The organism is Cytobacillus firmus DS1 (assembly GCF_000565285.1).
Classification (GTDB): Bacteria; Bacillota; Bacilli; order Bacillales; family Cytobacillaceae; genus Cytobacillus; species Cytobacillus firmus_A.
This window is the reverse complement of the sequence record NZ_APVL01000006.1, coordinates 54,299-74,402: the sequence shown is the minus strand read 5'-3', so window position 1 is coordinate 74,402 and position 20,104 is coordinate 54,299. Positions and strand designations below refer to the sequence as shown.

General features: G+C 41.9%; 26 protein-coding genes and 1 riboswitch. Of the genes, 16 read left to right on the top strand and 10 right to left on the bottom strand.

Annotated elements, in window-relative coordinates:
- The first annotated feature begins 273 nt into the window (after positions 1–273).
- Positions 274–1,626 (top strand): branched-chain amino acid transport system II carrier protein, encoded by a 1,353-nt coding sequence (brnQ, locus tag PBF_RS09420; protein WP_035329464.1) that lies wholly within the window; start codon positions 274–276, stop codon positions 1,624–1,626.
- A 135-nt stretch (positions 1,627–1,761) separates the two neighbouring features.
- Positions 1,762–1,865, top strand: a riboswitch (purine riboswitch).
- 125 nt (positions 1,866–1,990) lie between these two features.
- Positions 1,991–2,860: a 5'-methylthioadenosine/S-adenosylhomocysteine nucleosidase gene (locus PBF_RS09415; protein ID WP_035329463.1), complete on the top strand. Its 870-nt coding sequence runs from the start codon at positions 1,991–1,993 to the stop codon at positions 2,858–2,860.
- Between the two features lie 371 nt (positions 2,861–3,231).
- On the opposite strand, the gene PBF_RS09410 is transcribed toward PBF_RS09415, so the two are convergent.
- Positions 3,232–3,543: a winged helix-turn-helix transcriptional regulator gene (locus PBF_RS09410; protein WP_035329462.1), complete on the bottom strand. Its 312-nt coding sequence runs from the start codon at positions 3,541–3,543 to the stop codon at positions 3,232–3,234.
- A gap of 161 nt (positions 3,544–3,704) precedes the next feature.
- On the opposite strand from PBF_RS09410, the gene PBF_RS09405 reads away from it, so the two are divergent.
- The 6 genes from PBF_RS09405 to PBF_RS09380 all read left to right on the top strand — a co-directional run bounded on the left by PBF_RS09405 (position 3,705) and on the right by PBF_RS09380 (position 7,142).
- On the top strand, positions 3,705–4,109 hold the full coding sequence (locus PBF_RS09405; RefSeq protein ID WP_035329461.1) for a DoxX family protein: 405 nt from the start codon (positions 3,705–3,707) through the stop codon (positions 4,107–4,109).
- 17 nt (positions 4,110–4,126) lie between these two features.
- Positions 4,127–4,975 (top strand): VOC family protein, encoded by an 849-nt coding sequence (locus tag PBF_RS09400; RefSeq protein ID WP_035329460.1) that lies wholly within the window; start codon positions 4,127–4,129, stop codon positions 4,973–4,975.
- Positions 4,976–5,089: 114 nt separating this feature from the next.
- A complete protein-coding gene (locus tag PBF_RS09395) occupies positions 5,090–5,818 on the top strand; it encodes a ZIP family metal transporter (RefSeq protein ID WP_035329459.1) in 729 nt (242 codons plus the stop codon).
- Between the two features lie 67 nt (positions 5,819–5,885).
- Entirely contained in the window at positions 5,886–6,161 is a 276-nt protein-coding gene (locus PBF_RS09390; RefSeq protein WP_035329458.1) for a YrhK family protein, read from the top strand.
- A gap of 77 nt (positions 6,162–6,238) precedes the next feature.
- Positions 6,239–6,448 (top strand): DUF2187 family protein, encoded by a 210-nt coding sequence (locus PBF_RS09385; protein WP_035329457.1) that lies wholly within the window; start codon positions 6,239–6,241, stop codon positions 6,446–6,448.
- A gap of 367 nt (positions 6,449–6,815) precedes the next feature.
- Complete coding sequence (locus tag PBF_RS09380) at positions 6,816–7,142, top strand: YnfA family protein (RefSeq protein ID WP_035329456.1); 327 nt, start codon at positions 6,816–6,818, stop codon at positions 7,140–7,142.
- Positions 7,143–7,179: 37 nt separating this feature from the next.
- On the opposite strand, the gene PBF_RS09375 is transcribed toward PBF_RS09380, so the two are convergent.
- Positions 7,180–8,400, bottom strand: coding sequence for an MFS transporter (locus PBF_RS09375; RefSeq protein ID WP_035329454.1), 1,221 nt, complete (start codon positions 8,398–8,400; stop codon positions 7,180–7,182).
- Positions 8,401–8,555: 155 nt separating this feature from the next.
- Here PBF_RS09375 and PBF_RS09370 point away from each other — a divergent pair, with 155 nt between their 5' ends.
- Positions 8,556–9,296, top strand: coding sequence for a class I SAM-dependent methyltransferase (locus tag PBF_RS09370; RefSeq protein WP_035329452.1), 741 nt, complete (start codon positions 8,556–8,558; stop codon positions 9,294–9,296).
- Positions 9,297–9,312: 16 nt separating this feature from the next.
- Positions 9,313–9,822 (top strand): GNAT family N-acetyltransferase, encoded by a 510-nt coding sequence (locus tag PBF_RS09365; RefSeq protein ID WP_035329451.1) that lies wholly within the window; start codon positions 9,313–9,315, stop codon positions 9,820–9,822.
- Here the strand turns inward: PBF_RS09365 and PBF_RS09360 are convergent.
- The 3 genes from PBF_RS09360 to PBF_RS26115 form a co-directional block, all read right to left on the bottom strand.
- Positions 9,819–10,307, bottom strand: a complete 489-nt coding sequence (locus PBF_RS09360; RefSeq protein WP_035329450.1) for a hypothetical protein — start codon at positions 10,305–10,307, stop codon at positions 9,819–9,821. The two genes, PBF_RS09365 and PBF_RS09360, sit on opposite strands and share 4 nt — an antisense overlap.
- 171 nt (positions 10,308–10,478) lie before the next feature.
- Positions 10,479–10,721: a DUF2164 domain-containing protein gene (locus PBF_RS09355; RefSeq protein ID WP_035329449.1), complete on the bottom strand. Its 243-nt coding sequence runs from the start codon at positions 10,719–10,721 to the stop codon at positions 10,479–10,481.
- A gap of 95 nt (positions 10,722–10,816) precedes the next feature.
- The gene (locus tag PBF_RS26115) at positions 10,817–10,978 is read right to left on the bottom strand and encodes a hypothetical protein (protein ID WP_160169253.1); all 162 of its coding nucleotides are present in this window, start codon (positions 10,976–10,978) and stop codon (positions 10,817–10,819) included.
- 87 nt (positions 10,979–11,065) lie between these two features.
- On the opposite strand from PBF_RS26115, the gene PBF_RS09350 reads away from it, so the two are divergent.
- From PBF_RS09350 to PBF_RS09340, 3 genes are all read left to right on the top strand, one after another.
- The gene (locus tag PBF_RS09350) at positions 11,066–12,028 is read left to right on the top strand and encodes a LacI family DNA-binding transcriptional regulator (RefSeq protein WP_035329448.1); all 963 of its coding nucleotides are present in this window, start codon (positions 11,066–11,068) and stop codon (positions 12,026–12,028) included.
- 549 nt (positions 12,029–12,577) lie between these two features.
- Positions 12,578–12,769 carry a hypothetical protein gene (locus tag PBF_RS09345; RefSeq protein ID WP_035329447.1) on the top strand — a complete coding sequence of 64 codons (192 nt, stop codon included), beginning with the start codon at positions 12,578–12,580 and terminating at the stop codon, positions 12,767–12,769.
- A 7-nt stretch (positions 12,770–12,776) separates the two neighbouring features.
- Positions 12,777–12,962, top strand: coding sequence for a hypothetical protein (locus PBF_RS09340; RefSeq protein WP_035329446.1), 186 nt, complete (start codon positions 12,777–12,779; stop codon positions 12,960–12,962).
- 47 nt (positions 12,963–13,009) lie between these two features.
- Here PBF_RS09340 and PBF_RS09335 read toward each other — a convergent pair whose 3' ends face one another.
- Positions 13,010–14,419, bottom strand: coding sequence for a vWA domain-containing protein (locus PBF_RS09335; RefSeq protein ID WP_235192229.1), 1,410 nt, complete (start codon positions 14,417–14,419; stop codon positions 13,010–13,012).
- A 145-nt stretch (positions 14,420–14,564) separates the two neighbouring features.
- Here PBF_RS09335 and PBF_RS09330 point away from each other — a divergent pair, with 145 nt between their 5' ends.
- Both PBF_RS09330 and PBF_RS09325 read left to right on the top strand, forming a co-directional pair.
- Positions 14,565–15,107 carry a GNAT family N-acetyltransferase gene (locus tag PBF_RS09330; RefSeq protein ID WP_035329445.1) on the top strand — a complete coding sequence of 181 codons (543 nt, stop codon included), beginning with the start codon at positions 14,565–14,567 and terminating at the stop codon, positions 15,105–15,107.
- Positions 15,108–15,134: 27 nt separating this feature from the next.
- Positions 15,135–15,476, top strand: coding sequence for a hypothetical protein (locus tag PBF_RS09325; RefSeq protein WP_035329444.1), 342 nt, complete (start codon positions 15,135–15,137; stop codon positions 15,474–15,476).
- Positions 15,477–15,503: 27 nt separating this feature from the next.
- On the opposite strand, the gene PBF_RS09320 is transcribed toward PBF_RS09325, so the two are convergent.
- The 3 genes from PBF_RS09320 to PBF_RS09310 form a co-directional block, all read right to left on the bottom strand.
- Positions 15,504–16,739 (bottom strand): Bcr/CflA family efflux MFS transporter, encoded by a 1,236-nt coding sequence (locus tag PBF_RS09320; protein WP_035329443.1) that lies wholly within the window; start codon positions 16,737–16,739, stop codon positions 15,504–15,506.
- A 136-nt stretch (positions 16,740–16,875) separates the two neighbouring features.
- Entirely contained in the window at positions 16,876–17,259 is a 384-nt protein-coding gene (locus tag PBF_RS09315) for a VOC family protein (protein ID WP_035329442.1), read from the bottom strand.
- A 63-nt stretch (positions 17,260–17,322) separates the two neighbouring features.
- Positions 17,323–18,048: a MurR/RpiR family transcriptional regulator gene (locus PBF_RS09310; RefSeq protein ID WP_035329441.1), complete on the bottom strand. Its 726-nt coding sequence runs from the start codon at positions 18,046–18,048 to the stop codon at positions 17,323–17,325.
- Positions 18,049–18,279: 231 nt separating this feature from the next.
- Between PBF_RS09310 and PBF_RS09305 the strand changes: the two genes are divergently transcribed.
- Positions 18,280–19,716, top strand: coding sequence for a glycoside hydrolase family 1 protein (locus PBF_RS09305; protein ID WP_035329440.1), 1,437 nt, complete (start codon positions 18,280–18,282; stop codon positions 19,714–19,716).
- A 30-nt stretch (positions 19,717–19,746) separates the two neighbouring features.
- Here PBF_RS09305 and PBF_RS09300 read toward each other — a convergent pair whose 3' ends face one another.
- Positions 19,747–20,058 carry a polysaccharide deacetylase family protein gene (locus tag PBF_RS09300; RefSeq protein WP_035329439.1) on the bottom strand — a complete coding sequence of 104 codons (312 nt, stop codon included), beginning with the start codon at positions 20,056–20,058 and terminating at the stop codon, positions 19,747–19,749.
- Between the last annotated feature and the right edge of the window lie 46 nt (positions 20,059–20,104).

The window sequence follows — 20,104 nt, the reverse complement described above, 5'->3', positions numbered from 1 at the left end:
TTTTCATTTATAGCAATTTTCCTGCGAACTTATAGTTATTTCCAATAGATAATAAATTTAGTATATAGAAGTATCCTGAAAAATTCAATATATCGCATGATTCGACAAAAAGTTTTATGTGATATATTGCATAAGTATTTTGAATATGTTATCTTGAGTTATGCAATATATTACTAGAGTGCAAAAATAAAAATATTATTGTGATATAATTTCAGAAAATTTGAATTTGATAGATTGTTAGGTTTGAAGCCTTGTTAATAGGAGGAAATAAACATGACGAACAAAATACCATTCTCATTTATTGTGACAGTTGGTTTTATGCTATTTGCCTTGTTTTTCGGGGCAGGAAACTTAATTTTTCCTGCAATGCTGGGCCAATCGGCAGGAACGAATGTATGGTCAGCGAACGCAGGCTTTATTATTACGGGTGTGGGTTTGCCATTGCTTGGCATCCTGGCTTTGGGCTTCTCGGGAAAAAGTGATTTGCAATCGCTGGCAAGCCGTGTCAATCCATTGTTCGGACTGGGTTTTACAGTAGCCCTGTACTTATCAATCGGACCGCTTTTTGCAATTCCGAGAACAGCTACCGTTTCATACGAAATAGGCATTAAGCCTTATCTGTCAGAAGGAAGCGGTTCAGTCGGCTTAATCATTTTTTCAATTATTTTCTTTGGAATTACAGCATTTTTCTCTTTGAATTCATCAAAAATTGTTGATATTGTAGGAAAATATTTAACACCTATTCTTCTAATTGTTATTGCCGTTTTGATTGGTGCGGCATTCTTTAATCCAATGGGTGCATTCCAGGCTCCTACTGAAGCCTATATGAACGGTGCATTCTTTAAAGGATTCCAGGAAGGCTATCTGACGATGGACGCATTGGCAGCATTTGTATTCGGGATTATTGTGGTAAATGCTGTAAAGGAAAAAGGAGCTGCAACCAAGAAGGAGATCATGGTATCGATTGCCAAAGCAGGTTTAATTGCTTCCGGTCTATTAGCAGTCATTTATACATCGCTTTCCTTTATTGGAGCGTCAAGTGTCAGCGGTCTGGGAGCATTGGATAACGGCGGAGCTGTTCTATCAGGTGCGTCCGAGCATTATTTTGGTTCATTAGGGGCATTGCTTCTAAGTGTAATTGTATTTGGTGCTTGTCTGACCACAAGCATCGGTCTGATCACAGCTTGTTCTTCCTATTTTAATAAACTGATGCCAAAGGTTTCTTACAAAATGTTCGTAGTTGTTTTGTCCATCTTCAGCGCCGTTTTTGCCAACTTTGGTTTAAGCCAGTTGATCACCATTTCTGTACCTGTATTGGTGGGAATCTATCCATTGGCGATTGCACTGATGGCTCTTACATTCCTTCATCCGATTTTTAAAGGCAGGAAAGAAGTTTATCAGGGAAGCATGCTTTTCACATTCGTGGTAAGTTTGTTTGATGGCTTAAACGCAGCAGGCATTACATTCGCGCCAATCAATGACCTATTTAATGCTATCCTTCCTCTATATGATGTTGGTTTAGGCTGGATTGTCCCATCCTTGGCAGGCGGTCTGATCGGTCTTGCAGCTGCAGTAATAAAGGGCGGCAGCCAATCACATTCTTCTGAAGTGAAAAAAGCGGCATAATAATGTTTGCGACCTCCAGTTTTCAGCTGGAGGATTTTTGTGGATTTCATAATTACGAATATTAAATAGTAATAATGAACTAAATGTTCGTTTTCTGGTTGAATTTGTAGAGGTTATTTGTTATATTAGCAAAGGAATATCATAAAAAACATCACTCGTATATGCTCGGTAATATGGTCTGAGCGTTTCTACCTGGTTCCCAATGAAAGAACCGGACTACGGGTTAAAGTATAGGAAAAAGCTGTACTCTTTTTGCAGCTGCTTTAACTCTATGGTCTGGAAGGTAGAAAAGATTCTGCTTTTTTCAGGCCTTTTTCTATTACCAGGATTTCGGGTGAATCAGACAACAGGGGGAGAACGTACTATGAAAAGAAAATTAGCATCAATCGCTGCCATCGCAGTCATGTCTTTATCCATGCTTTCGGGGTGCACTTCAGCACCAAAATTTGAAACAGAAGCAGAAGGGGCCCAAAAGCCAATTCTTATTCAAGGACCAATGCCAATCGAGGCTGAAAAATTTGCCGAGCGATTAGACAAGGTTAAGGTTGAAAAATCAGGGAATTTTGTTTTCTATAAAGGAAAATTGGACAAGTATCCAGTCATCGTTGCCAAGACAGGAAAGGGCATGGAAAATACAGCTGCAGCTACCGCGATTGCCATTGAAAAATATGATCCCGCTGCAATCATCAATCAGGGAACATCCGGCGGCCATGATCCGAGCTTGAATGTGTATGATATTGTATTAGGCGAAAGAACAGTCAATATCGGATCAATGAAAACTGGGCATCTGGAAGAAGGAGAAGGAATCGAACCAACCAATTGGATTCCGATGGACCTGATGGCTTCTGAAGGAAGTGCAGGGGAAGACCCTGATGCGGAAAAGATCCGCTACTTTGAAGGTGATGAAAATCTGCTGGCCGCAGCCAACGCTGTAAAAGATAAGTACACCAAGGGCAAAGTAGTCGAAGGAACTATTGGTTCAGCAGATTTATGGAATAATGAAGTGGACCGCATCAACTGGTTCCACGAAAACTACGAAACATCGGTAGAAGAAATGGAAGGTGCCGCAGCAGCACAGATTGCCGGAGCATATGATGTTCCATTCCTGGGAATTCGCGTCCTTTCCAATAACAAGACAAACGGGGGCAAGTACGATCCTAACACCGCGGCAGCAAATCAGGATTATGTGTATGAAGTTGTAAAACAGTATATTAGTGAGATAGATGGAAAATAAGTTGAAGTTGGAACCTGGTTTCGGCTTCGGACACAGAATGAGGATATCCGGGGATTTGAGTCAGAACCTGGTGCACCTTCGGACACAGAAGGCGAAAATCTGAGGTACTGAGTCAGAACCGGGTGCAACTTCGGACACAGAAAGAGGAAAACAGAGAGTTAGAGTCAGAACTTGGTCCATCTTCTTACACAAAAAGCAAAAATCCAGGGTACTGAGTCCGAACTTAAAGCACCTTCATCCGGGAGTCTGAGTCCGAACCCAGCGCCCATCCAATTAAGCCTAAGTCCGAACCCCGTCACACCTCCAATCAAAACCTGCCACCAAAATGATAACGCAAAAAAAGAGTCTTCCCCAAGCGGGAAGGCTCTTTTTTATGCTTCTAACCAGGTCTGCGACCATTTTTCTATTTCTTTCATTAACGGCTCCATGGCAAGGCCTTTTTCTGTTAGGGAATATTCAATTCTTACAGGAGTTTCAGGGAATACATTGCGTTTTACGATTCCCTCATTTTCCAGGTCCTTTAGCCGGTCTGAAAGAACTTTGCCGCTTATCCCGATTGAGGATTCGATGCTGCAGAAACGCTGTGGCCCGTTTAGTAATTGATAGATGATCAATCCGGTCCAGCGCTGGCTCAATATGCCAATGGCTTTTTCAAATCTTGGACAAATTAGTGATTTCTCCATCCGTATCACTCCTTGTTTATTATTATAATCATAAACCAAAAATAATTAAATAACTATTAATAAAATAATTACTTGACGATACTAGATATAAATAATATACTAACTTACATAAAGTAAGTTACTAACAAAATAGCAAAATTAACTAACCAAGGAGGAAAAAAATGAACAAAAACGAATTTGGCCATTTCATTCTGCGTGCAATTTTAGGATTTATTTTCTTTATTCATGGATTATCAAAATTTCAGGGAGGGATCAGCAATACAGCTGGTTTCTTCGATAGTATCGGGATTCCAGGCTTTATGGCTTATATTGTTGCCGGTATCGAGCTGGCAGGAGGCATAGCGCTTATTCTGGGAATTGGGACAAAAATTGTTTCTGTATTATTTGCTCTCATCATGCTCGGAGCAATCTTTACTGCTAAGCTGCCTTTAGGTCTGCTTGGAAATGGTCAAGTGGCCGGCTATGAATTGGATTTAATACTGCTTGCTGCATCGATCTATTTTGTTTTAGCTAAGGAATCACCATTGTCACTTGAGAACAAATTAACACAATCAAAAGCAAATTAACTGGAGGAGAAATTAACATGAACTTTCATCAAAAACCGATAACCTTTGTTGCGCAGGTTAATATAAAAGTTCAGGATCTGCAGCGGTCCCTGGCTTTCTATAAAGAGGTAATTGGATTTAAAGTGTTATCTAAAACAGATAGAACTGCCGAGCTGACTGCTGATGGCAAAACGGCATTGCTGAGGATCGAACAGCCGGAAAACGCTGAACCCAAAATGGGAAGAACAACGGGTTTGTATCATTTCGCGCTGCTGCTTCCAAAACGCTCTGATTTGGCTAAAATAGTGCGTCATTTCGTTGAGATCGGTCTGCAATTTGGATCATCCGACCATCTTGTCAGTGAAGCACTATACTTGTCAGATCCGGATGGCAATGGAATAGAAATTTACATTGACCGCAGTCCTTCCGATTGGACATGGAAAAAAGGGGAAGTTATGATGACCGTTGATCCGCTGGACTTTCCTGATCTGCTCTCAATTGGGCAGCAGCAGTTCTGGAAGGGCTTGCCCGCCGGTACGGTTATGGGGCATATTCATTTACATGTGGCTGAACTGGCGAATACTGAAAAATTTTACACAGAGGGTCTGGGGTTTGAAGCGGTCTGCCGATATGGAACACAGGCATTATTCATATCAAGCGGAAAATACCACCATCATATTGGGTTGAATACATGGAATGGAGTGGGAGCTCCGCAGCCTTCTGAGAATAGTGCTGGACTTCAATCCTTCAGGCTCATTTTTGAAAATGAAGCAGCTATCGATCAGGCAGTAGAAAATTTGAAAAAGCTTGGCGCGGCTGGAGCAATTGAAAATAATCAGGTGATCACTGCAGACCCTTCTGGAAATCGCATAATTTTAACAGTATAAAAGGAAGTTTGAGCAGAACCTTGTTGGTCCTGCTCTTTTTTGTCGGTAAGAAAGGTTTTCTTGGAGATTCAAAAGGAAATAATGAAACAAAACAAAAAGAAGGGGGTGGTCCTGGTGTGGAATGCTGCATTTTGGGGCGCAGTTTCAGGATCAGCGGTCCTGCTGGGTGCATTGGCAGCCATGTTTTTACCAATTAGGAAAAAAGTGATCGGTTACATTATGGCATTCGGTACAGGTGTCCTGATTGGTGCAGCCTCATTTGAGCTTCTTGGTGAGTCTGTCCATAAAGGCGGTTTATTGCCGACCGGCATTGGGTTTATGGCGGGGGCTGTCACCTTTACCCTCTTCGATATTATGATTTCCAAAAAAGGAGCGCAGCACAGGAAAAGGTCCGGCCATAAAGCAGCAGCCAGCAGCGGAATTGTGCTTTTCGCGGGAACCATTATGGATGCCATACCGGAATCGATCATGATTGGAACAAGCATGCTTGAAGCAGATTCGGTCAGCTTTCTTTTGGTCACCGCCATTTTTATCAGCAACTTTCCTGAGGGCCTTTCAAGTACTTCAGGAATGAAAAAAAGCGGTTATTCAAAAAAGAAAATCATTCTCCTGTGGAGTTCGGTATTTGTTATTTCAGGAATGGCATCAATGGCCGGATACATATTTTTGGATGGAGCAACAGAAGAGGTTCTATCAGGGATTGCGGGATTTGCAGGGGGAGCGATTATTGCGATGGTTGCATCCACAATGATGCCTGAAGCCTTTGAGGACAGCGGTCCGGTGACCGGATTAGTTGCAGCGATCGGCTTGCTGGCTTCATTGGTCCTGGATTATTTTTCTTAACATCTTTCCGAAAAATCATGAATGTTTGGCACCTCATGTGGAAAAGGCAAAGCAGGGGGTGTTATTCATGAAGATAAGAAATATTGTCAGAGAGCAGCAGGAGGATGTACAAATTGAGATCGGCAGCTACAAAATGGTCATCGAAAAGCGGTATCAGGCTGTTTCTTTTGTAAATGACATGCTCCTGGGTGTTCTTTATTTAATCGGAAGTATACTATTTTTGATAGATGTCAGCCAGATGGTTTCCATCTCGTTTTTCCTTGCTGGAAGTATCATGATGATCATCCGGGCAGGCTTAAATTTATTGAAGGATCTTCATATTAATAAGATATCACGAAAATAAAACGGGTTTTGCTGAACGCCAAAACGGCAATACTAGCGACATAGTTAAAAATATATTATTTTTAAAGGAGAATCGAGATGGCTGAAGAAACAGATAAGGTAAGCAGTGGAAAGAAAGCGGATGTTGGCGATACGATTAGCATTATAAGCGGTTCTGAAAAAGGGAAAAAAGGCAGAGTGGTCGTGGTCCGGGATAACTCAGTCATTGTAGAGCTCGGTGTCAATCCGAAAAAGGATGAGCCCATCAAGACGGTGATCAGTCATAAGCGCTACAAAGTCGTTAAATAAAGGGGGAGGTGCAGAAATGAAACCTGAGTCGAAACAGAGCTCTGCCTCCATACCTCCAGATGTCCGGGAAAAAATTATTAGATCAGACAGGGATGAAAAAGCCAAGCGGCAAACAAAACGCCCGCAATAATATGATTTCCATGATAGACGAATAAGCTGTCATGGATTTTTTTATTGCAAGGGGGAGTGAACATGCTGATTGGATATATTAGGGACATTGTCCGCTATCCTGTGAAAAGCTTTCGTGGGGAAAGCGCGAATAAATGAATGTAATGAAATATGGACTGGTTTGGATCGCAATCATGCTTACCTACTTTTGTGAGTAAGAACATGTAAACTTGAAACAAATGTTTCCGGGAGTGAAAAGATGTTACAGGCAATTATTTTATTTATACTGGCCGGTTTAGCTGAAATCGGCGGAGGCTATTTAATCTGGCAATGGATACGCGAAGGAAAGCCTTTTTCCTGGGGAATTGCCGGCGGGGTCATCCTTGCATTATACGGTGTTATTGCAGCATTCCAGGCCTTCCCCTCATTCGGGAGAGTGTATGCTGCATATGGAGGTGTTTTTATCATTCTGTCCATTTTATGGGGATGGGGCATAGATAAAAAAACACCTGACTTTTATGATTGGCTTGGCGCAGGGATTTGCCTTATAGGGGCATCTGTAATCCTGTTTGCACCTCGTCAATAATAACGAAACTGGCCCAGCTGATGAGCTGGGCTATTTCTTATACACTTTCACTCAATCTCTTGCCTTTTTTCTGCATCCCTGCAGCAATAATGAGGACGAAAATACTTGCGGATATTAAGGTCCCATGGAAGACCCAAACCATTTCAGCTAATGATAATACTTCAAGTACAAGTGGCGCTCCAACGAATCCGAGGGCAAAACCCAATGATTTTAAAAGCATGCCGACTCCAAAGATTCTGCCTCTGATATGGTTGTCAGTCTTTTGCAGGATGGTGGCATGCAGAGTCGTGAAACACGCATCAAAAATACCGGTTAAAAAGGCAAACGGCAGAATGACCGCTAAGCCAGTATTAGACAGGAAGGTGATAAATCCTGCGGACATTAGCATGGCTGCTGTAAAGCAGGCAAAGTAAAAGCGGTTCCCCTGGAGGCTTTTCAATCTTGGCAGAATGATGGTTGCGAGGACCGACCCGATTCCCCATACACCCCAGATTAACCCATAATAAAAGCTTTGTTTGCTGCTGTCGATCTCTTCTGCCAGCAGCGGAATTCCTAAATTATGCGAAGCCCCTGCAAATGCTCCGATAAGGAAGACAATATTGACAAGAAGCAGCATCGGTTTAAGCAATATAAATGAATATACTTCCTTCAAATCCCGGCCAATGCCGGCCAGCTTTTCCTTAAAGCCGCTGCTGATTCCTTCATTCAGGGCTGGTTCAGATGTTTGCCACTTCATTTTCACCAAAACAAGTGCCGAAATAACGTAGGTTGCGGCATCAAGAATTAAAGTAACCTCGTATCCGAGGAGATCAGTGATAACTCCAGCACCGATAAAACCAAACACCAGGCTGATAGATGTTAGTTTGGAAATCAGAGCATTTGTCTCCAGCACTTTATCCTGGCCAAAAATCTGCGGAATTTCGGCGCTGTAGCTTACTGCAAAAAAGCTTGAGGTCAAACCAATAAAGAAGCAGACAATGAGAATCATGATGGGATTCGGAAACGGAATTAAGCATAGAATGATAACGGCCCGGAAAACATCTGTCCAAATCATAATTTTCCGCCTGTCATACCGGTCGGCGAGAATCCCTGAGAAAAGGCTGGATAAAACGCCGCCAAGTGTCCTGAAGGCCATTGTGGCAGCAAGCCAGGCAGAGCTGCCGGTGGCCGCATACATGAGCACATTAATGGCAATCAAGTCCATGAACGTACCCAGATCAGAAAAGGCTTTTACATACAGAAATATTTTGCGGTTCATGTGTGTCTCCCTGGTTTTCAAAGATGATTTCTGTTTTATTTTAAAGATTTTGAATTTAATTCGCAATACGAAATTTCAGATTAATGTTAAAAAGGATATTCTCACAGTGATGTGGAATAAGTGATGACATAGAAAGCGAAAGCAGGGGGATATGGATGATTGCCTATTACGGTGAACTTTGTACAAAAATGTATGAAAGTGATAAATCAATGGCAGAGGGTGCGGAATTGATTTTTTACCTGTCATATGTAAAAGACCGTGAAATGAAAGTATTGGAGCCGATGTGCGGCAATGGCAGAATGCTTATTCCTTTCATGCAGAATGGAATTGAGGTTGATGGCTTTGATATCTCAGAAGACATGCTGAAGGTCTGCAGGGAAAAAGCTGCTGCATTAAACTTAAAGCCCACTATCTTTCAGGAAAAAATAGAAGAGTTTAAAAGTGAAAAAAAATACGATTTAGTATTGATTCCTTATGGTTCTTTTTCGCTTTTGACTGATTCCCTGGTATATAAAAGTCTTAAAAATCTTAAGAATGCCCTCAATGAAAACGGAAAAATGCTCCTAACTATTGTGGAAAAAAAGCATGATATAGAAGAAGTTTCCGAATGGGCTGAAACGAACAGGAAAGAGTTTGACGGGCAGACCATTATAGAATATAGAAAAATAGCATATAGGGAAGAAACGAAAATCCTTCAGATCAAGCTGAAGTATGAAGCCATTCGAGAGGGGATCACGGAAAAAACAGAGATGATGGACTTTCCTATACGGCTCTATGAACCGGGTGAATTCGAGAAAGTGCTCAAAAGCAGCGGATTTAATAAAATCGCAGTTCATGAAGTTAGAGATGGATATGGAGATGGACAATCTTTTCCGGTTTATGAATGTGCGAAATAATGGGAGGGGGATAAGAGTGACCAGTACTGTCTTAAAAACAGACAGATTGATTTTAAGAAAAATGAAAAGAACTGATCTGCCTAATTTGATGGAAATCTTTTCAGACCCGGTGGCCATGAGATTTTATCGCTCCACAAAAACAAAAGAGCAGGCTGAAGATTGGATCAGCTGGACGCTGCGTAATTATCGGTCCTATGGTGTGGGCCTTTGGATTGCGGAAGAGAAAGCTTCAGGCAGGATTTTGGGGCAGTGCGGGATTACCCCGCAGGATACTGGCGGGGTTACGGAAATGGAGATAGGCTACTTGTTTGCCAGGCGTGAATGGGGAAAAGGCTATGCCACGGAAGCTGCACTAGCCTGTAAAGAGTATGGGTTCACCAGCTTAAACTACAGGAAACTGGTTTCCATTATTAACGTTCATAATCTTGCATCTATCCGGGTTGCAGAGAAAGTAGGCATGAAAAAGGAAAAGACCTTCCATAGAGCGGGAAATAGGATGCATGTATATTCGATTACCAACAGTTAAAAGATGTTTTTATAATGTTCATTAAACACCTTGAAAAGTCTTTCATCTCCACCGCGGTCGGGGTGGAGGGCTTTTAATAGTTTTTTGAATTCTTTTCGGATAATTTGCAGATCCTCATCAGGCTTCAGGTCCAGAAGCTTTGCAGGATGAATTTCTTCATCGGCAATCAGTTTTTGTGCCTGAATCATTTTCTTCAATGATTTCACTTTGGATTCCTCTATTTGGATACGGGTATTCAGGATTTCGATTTGCCCTTTCAGGTCTTTAACCTGAAGCTGGACTCCTTCGAGCTTTTGGAGATACCGCATTTCTTTTTCCTGAATGATGAAATCAGCGAGATCCTTCATTTTTATGGTGTAGCTGACTTGCCTCCTCGCGCTGCGTTCCGCTTTTATTTTTCCTTCTTCTATCCAGCGCTCAACATCTTCGCCATTCGCTTTTATTCCAGATTTATGCAATTGTGCCACAGCATCAGTAATGTTCATTTTTCTTGCTCGCTCTCTATAAAATCTATACAGCAGTCAAAATAATCATATCACTGATCACTTTCAGAAAAATAACAGGTGGATGACATAGTATTAAAGTTTATTTACAGGAGTGTTTCTGGCAAACTCGAAAAAGAATCACCCCTTTATAGGTGATTCCTTTGCTGAACTTTACTTTATGGGACGCTCGAGCGTCAGGATTTCATCCTCCATTGAAGCATATTGCTGTGCCGCAACATGCTTTACATCAGCGATTGCTGCATTGTAGAAATGCGGGGCCAAAGACGCCTTAACAAAATCCAAAAATCTTTCTGCAGCGAACTCAGATAGATCCTCATCTCTCTCCTCAGAAAAGAAAATCTGGATATCCTCAATCATCTTTTGCTGCTGCTCTTTTGTTATTTTCATAAACACGTTATGCCTTCCTTTCGGGTTAGGATACATGTTACTATACACGGAAACTTCTTAAAATGGGAGGGTTACATTTTTTATAGGGAATCTCCTGCCGGTTATGCCTCATCTCCGTAGACATCGAATAAAGAGCTGTAGTAATCTTTTACATAAGTGTTCCTGGCTGTCTTTTTCGGATAGAGGGAAATAGGAATAAATGACAGGGCAAGAATAGAACTGCATAATAAAAACAGATAGAATATTCCAGATAGAATGAACATGAAGGAAACCTCCTTTAGTTGTTAAAAAAAGCTTAATTTATGAAACGCATTTCATAGCAAGAAAAAAAGTAAAAAACAGGTGGGTTTATGGCAAATATTAAAGATATCGCTAAAAGAGCAGGAGTGTCGGTTACAACTGTGTCGAGAGTGCTCAATAATCATCCCTATGTGAGGGAAGACAAGCGGGAAGCGGTCCTGCAGGCGATGGAGGAATTCAATTATCAGCGGAATATCAATGCTGTTCATTTGAGCAAAGGGGAAACCCTTCTTATTGGAGTGGTGGTTCCATTTACCAATCATCCTTATTTCGGTCTGCTGGTGGAAGGGGTTGCCAATGAAGCCATGAAAAACAACTATAAATTAGTTCTTTTTCAGTCGAATTACGAGGAAGAGAGGGAAATCGAAGCTCTGAAAATGCTGCAGCATAAGCAAATTGATTCATTAATCATTTGTTCAAGAATCTGCGGCTGGGAGGTCATCAGTCAGTTTACCGGGTATGGTCCCATTGTCTTTTGTGAGGATGCAAGGAGTCAGAATGTGTCCTCAACCTTTATCGATCATTATATGACGTTCACTAATGCTTTAGAGTATTTACATAATAAAGGGCATCAAAAAATCGGGTATTGCATTGGAAGAAGGTCCGGCGCCAACAGCAGGCAGCGCGGAAAGGCATACGCTGATTTTTTAAGCCGAATTGGGGAGTCCTATAATGAAGAATATATCTTTTATGAGTGTCTGAATTTTGAGCATGGCGAAGAAGTGGTTCAGCGGTTATTGAACATGGATAATCCCCCAAGTGCACTGCTGGTAACAAGTGATTTTGCTGCTGCCGGAACCGTCACATCCTGCAGGGAAAAAGGGATTCGAATTCCTGAGGATCTCGCGATTATGGGATTTGATAACCAGCCGATAGCCAAAATCATGCACATCACCACACTAGAAATCCCGCTGGTTCAAATGGGAAAAAAGCTGCTGCTTCAAGCGATAGATAGTGAAAGCCGTACTCATGAGGAGGTATCAGTGAAGCTGATTGAACGGCAGACTGTTTAGGATTGCGGGAGGGAGCTGGAGCCGGGTGTGGAAGCTGGAAACCGGGATCTGAGTCAAAACCCGGTCAAACTTCGGACACAGAAAGCAGAAAACCAGAGATCTGAGTCAGAACCCGGTTCAACTTCGGACACAGAAAGCCGAAATCACAGTAACTGAGTCTGAACCGAGCCCCTTCTTCGGACATAGAGTAAAAAATCAAGCTTTCTTTCAAACCAGTAAAACAGCTAAAGGGAGCCGCTACAGAGTAATTATCCCCCTTGCCCGCCAAATCTTGTTTATTTTCTCCTTATAAGTAGGCCGGACAGGCTTTGCGAAGCAGATCAGAGTGCTGAGTTTGCTTTGGGGCATGGATATTGGGATACTTTATGATTTTACAATAGCGGGGGCAGAACCAATTTTTATAAGATTATTGATCAAAATAATTATGAAGTGACAGATGTTTTATACTATTTCTTATTCGCCTCATTAGGCCGGATTTACTGTTTTCATGAAACTTTTTCCTGCTTTTGAACGTATAACTTACTAAAAGAAGCTGAAAGGAGAATCAATATGAAAGCAGAAAAATGTCCAAAGTGCGGATCAAATGAGCTGGGGAAAGGGAAGCATTCGGGTTATGGGGTCATGTTTCCTGTGGATAAGATGAGTCTCGGTTCTGATATTGAATATGTTATTTGCACTAGCTGCGGTTTTATCATTGAAGGGTATGTGAAGAAGCCGGAGAAGTTTAAATATAGAATGTAGGAGCATCATGAAAAAATATAAATTAAAGAATCAATTTAAAGGATTAAAAAAGGGAACGCACTTTTACTTGATTGCTGAATCTGAATTTATTGGCATTAAAGAATATGTACTGCGGACAAAAGATTTATCGTACCGGATCTCAATTAATGAGGCCGAGCTGAAGAGGAATTTCACATTCATACCCAAAGAGTAAATAAAGAATGCTCAGAGCATGCCGCCCCGAGCATTCTTACTAATTTGTCACCAGATATCCCCGCGTTCTTTCTTCAGAGCCTTCATCTTTTCAACCCATACGTCTACTCTCTGCCTGATTTCATCACTTTCCGTTTCAGCTGTAGTCCGGTTTTTTTCATAAAGTTTCATATACAGATCCTTCATTTGGCCGCTGCGTTCATAACCCCATTCACGGAGTTCGGACCGCTGCTCATCCGTGATCCAGCCCTTATCTCCCATAATGGTTACGGCATCAAGCATTCGGTGTGCTTCACGCCTGCCGGCAGTAAATAATTGGCGGGGATAAACTTCACCGATTTCATACTCATCCATCATTTCCCATGGGCTGGGTGCCATTGTAAAAGCCCATGCGAGATCACCGGCAGACGGAAGCCACTCGTATTGAATGGTGTCTTTCAGATCGTCTGGACTGTCTGCTTTAAAGTACTCCCCTTTGCCCGCCTCGGCTACTGCTTTTAATTGATCTTCGGCCTTGCCGTCTACATCAAACCCAATGATATTTACAGTATTGCTGCTGTTATTTTTCACAAGGTTTTTACTGGCCTCGACAGGGTCGCCATCACAGGTTTCGGCACCATCGCTGACAATGTAGATCGTGGTTGAGCCGTCATAGCCGCTGCTCATTTCTGCTGCTTTTTGAATGGCGCCGGCAAGGGGAGTCCAGCCTTTGCTTTCAAATGAATCAACAGCTACGTGAAATTCCTTCTTGGAATATTTGCCCATAGGATAGACTTCCTCTACACCTGAGCAGGAAATTTCTTTATCAGCGTCTGCTTCAGAGCCTTTATGGCCATATACCACAAGGGATACATCACTGCTTTGGCCAATCGTCTGGGCAAAGCTCTTGACGGCGCTTTTGGCAATATCCATTTTCACTTTGCCGTCTGCCTGAAGCAGCATGCTGGAGCTGGCATCAAGAAGAATGATGGCCTGTTCTGCTGCCTTTTTTTCTTCTTCTCCGGGTTCTGACTTGGTGGGATCCGGCAGGTAAGGTTCTTCAAAATCCGGCTGGTAGGCATTGGACTTTTCAATGATGTCTTTATAATGTGGACTCGCAAGCAGGGAAAGAAGCCCTTTTTTGATCGATTCAGTATCTTTGGCTTCTTTCGTCAGCTCTTCCAGTTTGGGGGTCATCTCCCGTAAAAGTTCAGGATCCGTTTCCGGTATGACTTCAATGGCTTCAATATCCTTTTCGTATGTAAGATCTTCCATTAGTGTTCCAGGCGGCAAACTCAGCAGGCTTTCTTCAGAGACCTCCAGATTAATTGCATCTGTGTTTATTAAAATTACATCCTGCTTTTCTTCTTTCTTTTGCTCTTCTTTAATAGGTGAATCAGCGGCTGTTTTCTCTTTGTCATTGCTGCAGGCGGAAAGAATCAATCCGGCAGACAGCAGCCATAGACCATAACGTTTCACAGAAATTCTCCTCATTGTTTATATTTTACTAATTATAGAGTGTAACATGGATAAAGCTGGTTTTGAAGTAATTTCCATATGATAGGATTTTTTTACAGCAATTTGGTATAGTTGAAGATAGATATTTTGCAGAGGAGGCAGTCCGTTGGAAAAAGCATTTCCGATTCTTGAAACAGAAAGATTAATTTTAAGAGAAGCAACTGAAGAAGATGCAAAAGATATGTATGTATATCTGTCAGATCAGCTGGTTGTAAAACATATGGGAATCTCAGCCTGTGAAACTCCAGAGGAGGTGCTTGGAGAAATAGAATGGTATAAATCTATTTATACAAATGGGACAGGAATTCGCTGGGGCATCACCCTGAAGGATTCAGGGAAGGTCATTGGGAGCTGCGGTTTCCTGAATAGGAATCCGAAACATTACCGAAGTGAAGTCGGTTATGAACTAAGCAGGGAGCATTGGGGAAAAGGAATTGCGAATGAAGCCCTTGAGAGTGTTTTACAATTCGGCTTCGAACACCTTGGGCTTGAAAGGATAGAAGCCTTGATCGAGCCAAAAAATCTCTCATCCCAGAAGCTGGTTGAAAGGCAGGGCTTCACGAGAGAAGGACTGCTTAGGCATTATGAATATACTAACGGGAAATTTGATGATTTGTATATGTACTCCATTTTAAAAGGGGATTTATAGATCGATACATACCAGGAGGATATTTTTATGAACTATAATGGCCGTACCTTTGTTTCTGTGCAAAATACAGAGAATGGTGAAGTTTCTTCAAAAACCTTTTTTCATTATAAACAGGAAGGGAATATTATATCTGCTGCTTATGGCGGGGGAGAGATCATTCAGGGGACGCTGATTGGAATTGCCAATGAAGACGGATGTTTAGAATTCAGGTATAACCATGTGAATAACAAAAATCAGCTGCGAGGCGGAAAATGTCTCTCCACCCCTGAAATATTGGCGGACGGCCGAATCAGGCTGCATGAAAAATGGCAATGGATGGATGCTGAAGGAACTGAAGGACAGTCGATTATCGAGGAAGTAAAAGAATAAAGCAGGCTGCATGGAAGCCGGAGGGAATTATCCCTCCGCATGCAGGTTCAGGTTCTGCGGGTTTCTTTTTGTTTTTTCTTTCGTTAGGGTGAAGAAGAAAACAAAGCCGATGAATGATGTTATAAACAAGATGGCACCCATTGGCACTGCAGTGGTTTCATTAATGCTCACCAATGGGGAAACAGCCGAACCCAGCACTAAAGGAAGCATTCCAATAACGGCGCTGGCACTGCCGGCACGATGCCCCTGATTTTTCATCGCCAATGTAAACGAGCTGGTGATGATCATCCCCATTGAAGTCATATAGATGAAAATCGGAATGACAAGCATGTATAGCGGCCCTTTAATAATGGTCATGATTAAAAGAAACAAAGTGGCACAGACCGCAATGCAGACGGCTGTCCGGAGCAGGCTTCTTTCCGGAATGACCCCTGCCAGGCGGCCAATCAGGAAACTCCCCGTAATAATCGCCAATCCATTAATGCCAAAAAGGATGCTGAACACCTGAGGCGATACCCCATAAATCCCCTGATAGACAAACGGTGTCCCTGACACATAAGCAAAGCTTCCGCCATGTATGAATCCTACGATAAGGGCATATCCGATGAAGGAACGGTCTCTGAAAAGGCCCCCCATGCTTTTAACAGAATTGCCAATGGAGCTTGGGATCCTTTTTTCTGGAGGAAGGGTTTCTTTTAATCGGAAATAGATCACAATGGTAATAAATAATCCCAAAAAGCTTAGAAAATAAAAGATGGTTTCCCAGCTTGCGAAAGGAATCAGAAGCAGTGCACCGCCTGTCATTGGCGCAATCATCGGAGCGGTTGCATTAATCACCATAAGCAAAGCAAAAAATTTCGTCAGCTCTTTTCCGCTGAACACATCACGGACAACTGCCCGGGACAGGACGATTCCGGCAGAGGCGGTTAATCCCTGCAGAAAGCGGGCTGCAATAAAGGCTGCAATATTTGGTGAAATAGCGCATAAAAGGGAAGATACGGCAAAGAGTGAAATCCCGATTAGAAGTGGTCTTCTTCTGCCATGCGAATCACTTAGCGGTCCGACAATAACCTGTCCAGCCGCAAGTCCAATCAAACAGGCTGTTAAACTCATCTGTACAAGTGAAGCTCGGGCACTGAAATCATCAGCGATATCCGGGAAGCCCGGCAAATACATATCAATATTGAATGGCCCCAATATGCCAAGCATGCTGAGGAGAAAGGCCAGCGCCAGCCGCTCTTTTCCAGTCGGATTGTGAATCATATTAAACACCTTACTTTCTATGATGCTGCTAATCTTTTACATAAATATCGCTAGTATACGCGAGGAAAAGGGGGTTGTCCAGTGGAGAATGCTGCAAATAAAAAAATCCATGGCCATCTGGCCACAGATTCCATCATTAACAATTGCAGATCATCAATACATTGCCATCCGGGTCCTGAAAGTTGAAATAGGCAAAATCTCCAATACGCTCTATTTCTCTCACAATCGTGATTTCCTGACTTTTAACAAAATCGTAAGCCTCGTCAATATCCCGGGAGAAAAAATTAAATAAAACATGACCGGAAGGACCCAAACTGAAGGATGGATCAAAGGTGTGATCATCCAATGTAAGACCAGTTTCAGATGTGACGGGAATGTTGTATACCGGCGATTCCACATCATCCATATTAATAGGCAGTCCAAGAAGGCTGCTATACCATTCAGCCGACTTTTTCAGATCGCTGACATGAATAAACACATTGTTCACTTTGCCTGCAATCGGGGAAGCAATTGATTTCATCTACTCACCGCTTTCATTGTGATTGTTTTACATATTCTCTATGCGTGAAAAAATCCCTTTAATTTAAGAGTTTAGCTGGTGTAATTCCCTGGCGACTGCTTCCAAAATGTATACAACTGGAACTTGAGTCGTAATATTGGACTGCTCAAATGTTTCCTCTGTCACATAATAGGCGATGTTCACATCAGAAACCTTTGCAATAGTTGAGAGCCGGCTGTTTGTTATGCTGATGATTTTACTTCCTTCCTGCTTCAGCTGGTTAAGATGGGTGATTGTAAATGGAGTTTCCCCTGAGACAGATAAGGCAATTGTGACACTGCTGCTGCGAATGCTGGAATGGATCGGAAAATGAGGATCCTTAATATACAGTGAAAACTTGTTAAGACTGGAGAAATATCTGGCTCCGTATTCAGCGAGTATGCCAGAGCTTCCGATTCCAATAAATATAACGTTATCTGCCGTATTTATAAGTTCTGCTGCCTCTCTGATTTTTTCCTCTAAATTACCCCTTAGGGTTCGCTCGAAGAATTCGACGATGGATTGATTGGAACCTTTTATAGAAGTCTTTTTATTTTCCTGCAAATATAATTTAAACTTTATCTTAAATTCAGTGAAACCTTCACAATTCAGCTTTCTGCAGAACCGCAGGATGGTGGCAGTCGAAACATGGGTTTCATCTGCCAGTTCACGAATCCGCATATAAGGGATCTTTTCTTTGTTTTGACAAATGTAATGGTATATGGATGTTTCTAAATCATTGAAAGATGCGATGATTTCGTTTGAAAACATGATTTATTAATCCTCCGGCGTAAAAATAGGTAGGCTAATTCTATCACACGAAGAAACAATATGTTACTTTGATGTAACAAATATCAAAATGCGGTTAAACAAGACATAATTAACTCTAATTATTTACATACCGTTTGACTCGATTTAAGCTTCTTCTATATCCCTTTTCGAGTAACATAAAAATTCCATTTAAACAAATATTAAAAAATAACAGGTATTGGAGGGGAGTAAATGAAAAAATACAATTTTCCTGAAAATTTTTTATGGGGCGGAGCCACTGCAGCGAATCAAATTGAAGGAGGTTATAATGAAGGGAATAAAGGCTTGAATATTGCGGATGTTCTTCCCGGAGGAAAAGAACGATACAATATCTTAATGAAGCCCGGGTTTGACTTCGAAATTCATGAGGATCAATTTTATTATCCCAATCATGAAGCAATCGATTTCTATAATCGGTATGAAGAAGATATTGCCTTATTTGCCGAAATGGGCTTCAAGGCATTCCGCATGTCGATAGCCTGGACCCGCATTTTTCCGAATGGTGATGAGACAGAGCCAAATGAAGAAGGGATGGCTTTTTATGATCGTGTTTTTGATGAATTGCAGAAATATGGAATTGAGCCGGTTGTAACGATTTCACATTATGAAATGCCTCTTCATTTAGTGAAAGAGTATGGAGGGTGGAGAAACCGCAAAGTTGTCAGTTTTTTTGAGAGGTACGCTAAAGTGATTTTGGGCCGGTATAAAGATAAAGTAAAGTACTGGATGACTTTTAATGAAATCAATAGCGGATTGGTCATGCCGATTAATGGACTCGGCTTTTCCTATCAAAGTGAAGATGATAAATACCAGCCAACCTTTCAGGCCTATCACCACCAATTGGTCGCAAGCGCAATCGCGGTAAAGGCATGTCATGAGATTATTCCTGACTCAAAAATTGGCTGCATGATACTATTTGCGCCTGTGTATGCCTATGACAGCAACCCGGAAAATGTCATGTATGCTCTGCAGGAAGAACAGCTTTTTAATTACTTTTGTGCTGATGTACAGGTACGAGGGGAGTATCCTGCTTTTATTAAAAGATACTTTAAGGAACATCATATCAGTCTGGATATACAGGAAGGCGACCTGGATTTGTTAAAGGACGGCACTGTCGATTATATTGGCTTCAGCTATTATATGTCCCGAACCGAAAAAAAGGTTAAAACAGATGGAGATGTGTCGGAAGGGAACATCATTGGCGGGGTTAGAAATCCGTTCCTGGAAACAAGTGACTGGGGCTGGGAAATAGATCCTGAAGGTTTGCGGATCAGTTTGAACAAGTTATATGACCGCTATCAGAAGCCGCTATTTGTCGTAGAAAATGGACTTGGGGCCTATGACAAGGCAGAAGAGGATGGAAGCATCCAAGACGACTACCGGATTGACTATCTTCGCGAGCATATAAAAGCAATGGGTGAAGCAATAGAAGATGGCGTCGAGTTAATGGGCTATACAAGCTGGGGCTGCATAGACATGGTCAGCATGTCAACAGGAGAGTTTTCAAAACGGTATGGCTATATTTATGTAGATAAGCATGATGACGGAAGCGGAACATTGGAACGGAAGAAGAAAAAGTCTTTTTATTGGTATAAAGATGTGATCAAGTCAAACGGTGAAAAACTATAGCAAACATGACTGGCTGCCTGGGGGCAGCCTTTAATGGTTTCCAATTTCATGCCCCTCATCATAAATTCTTTTAATAAGCTGAGGATGCATCAGCGCATTTTCCCCAACGACAAAAAAAGTGCCTTTCACCTTATACCTGTTCAATATGTCCAGTATCTCTGGAGTGTAGGCTGGATCAGGACCGTCATCAAAGGTGAGGACGACTTCTTTTTTACTTGATTTTCCGTGGCGGATTACTTCAAATGGCTTTGGATATTTGACATAGGATTCCTTTTTTATCATTCCATTGGAATCCATTTCTATTGTCCTTCTTCCTTTTTCTGTTTGTGAAGCGATTTCCAATACCTCTCCATTCCCAGTGTGAAGGGCTGAAATATGACTATCAAAG

Coding starts and splice junctions, on each gene's coding strand:
- brnQ (WP_035329464.1), top strand. CDS start 274: ATGACGAACAAAATACCATTCTCATTTATTGTGACAGTTGGTTTTATG.
- PBF_RS09415 (WP_035329463.1), top strand. CDS start 1,991: ATGAAAAGAAAATTAGCATCAATCGCTGCCATCGCAGTCATGTCTTTA.
- PBF_RS09410 (WP_035329462.1), bottom strand. CDS start 3,543: ATGGAGAAATCACTAATTTGTCCAAGATTTGAAAAAGCCATTGGCATA.
- PBF_RS09405 (WP_035329461.1), top strand. CDS start 3,705: ATGAACAAAAACGAATTTGGCCATTTCATTCTGCGTGCAATTTTAGGA.
- PBF_RS09400 (WP_035329460.1), top strand. CDS start 4,127: ATGAACTTTCATCAAAAACCGATAACCTTTGTTGCGCAGGTTAATATA.
- PBF_RS09390 (WP_035329458.1), top strand. CDS start 5,886: ATGAAGATAAGAAATATTGTCAGAGAGCAGCAGGAGGATGTACAAATT.
- PBF_RS09385 (WP_035329457.1), top strand. CDS start 6,239: ATGGCTGAAGAAACAGATAAGGTAAGCAGTGGAAAGAAAGCGGATGTT.
- PBF_RS09380 (WP_035329456.1), top strand. CDS start 6,816: ATGTTACAGGCAATTATTTTATTTATACTGGCCGGTTTAGCTGAAATC.
- PBF_RS09375 (WP_035329454.1), bottom strand. CDS start 8,400: ATGAACCGCAAAATATTTCTGTATGTAAAAGCCTTTTCTGATCTGGGT.
- PBF_RS09370 (WP_035329452.1), top strand. CDS start 8,556: ATGATTGCCTATTACGGTGAACTTTGTACAAAAATGTATGAAAGTGAT.
- PBF_RS09360 (WP_035329450.1), bottom strand. CDS start 10,307: ATGAACATTACTGATGCTGTGGCACAATTGCATAAATCTGGAATAAAA.
- PBF_RS26115 (WP_160169253.1), bottom strand. CDS start 10,978: ATGTTCATTCTATCTGGAATATTCTATCTGTTTTTATTATGCAGTTCT.
- PBF_RS09350 (WP_035329448.1), top strand. CDS start 11,066: ATGGCAAATATTAAAGATATCGCTAAAAGAGCAGGAGTGTCGGTTACA.
- PBF_RS09345 (WP_035329447.1), top strand. CDS start 12,578: ATGAAAGCAGAAAAATGTCCAAAGTGCGGATCAAATGAGCTGGGGAAA.
- PBF_RS09340 (WP_035329446.1), top strand. CDS start 12,777: ATGAAAAAATATAAATTAAAGAATCAATTTAAAGGATTAAAAAAGGGA.
- PBF_RS09325 (WP_035329444.1), top strand. CDS start 15,135: ATGAACTATAATGGCCGTACCTTTGTTTCTGTGCAAAATACAGAGAAT.
- PBF_RS09320 (WP_035329443.1), bottom strand. CDS start 16,739: ATGATTCACAATCCGACTGGAAAAGAGCGGCTGGCGCTGGCCTTTCTC.
- PBF_RS09315 (WP_035329442.1), bottom strand. CDS start 17,259: ATGAAATCAATTGCTTCCCCGATTGCAGGCAAAGTGAACAATGTGTTT.
- PBF_RS09310 (WP_035329441.1), bottom strand. CDS start 18,048: ATGTTTTCAAACGAAATCATCGCATCTTTCAATGATTTAGAAACATCC.
- PBF_RS09305 (WP_035329440.1), top strand. CDS start 18,280: ATGAAAAAATACAATTTTCCTGAAAATTTTTTATGGGGCGGAGCCACT.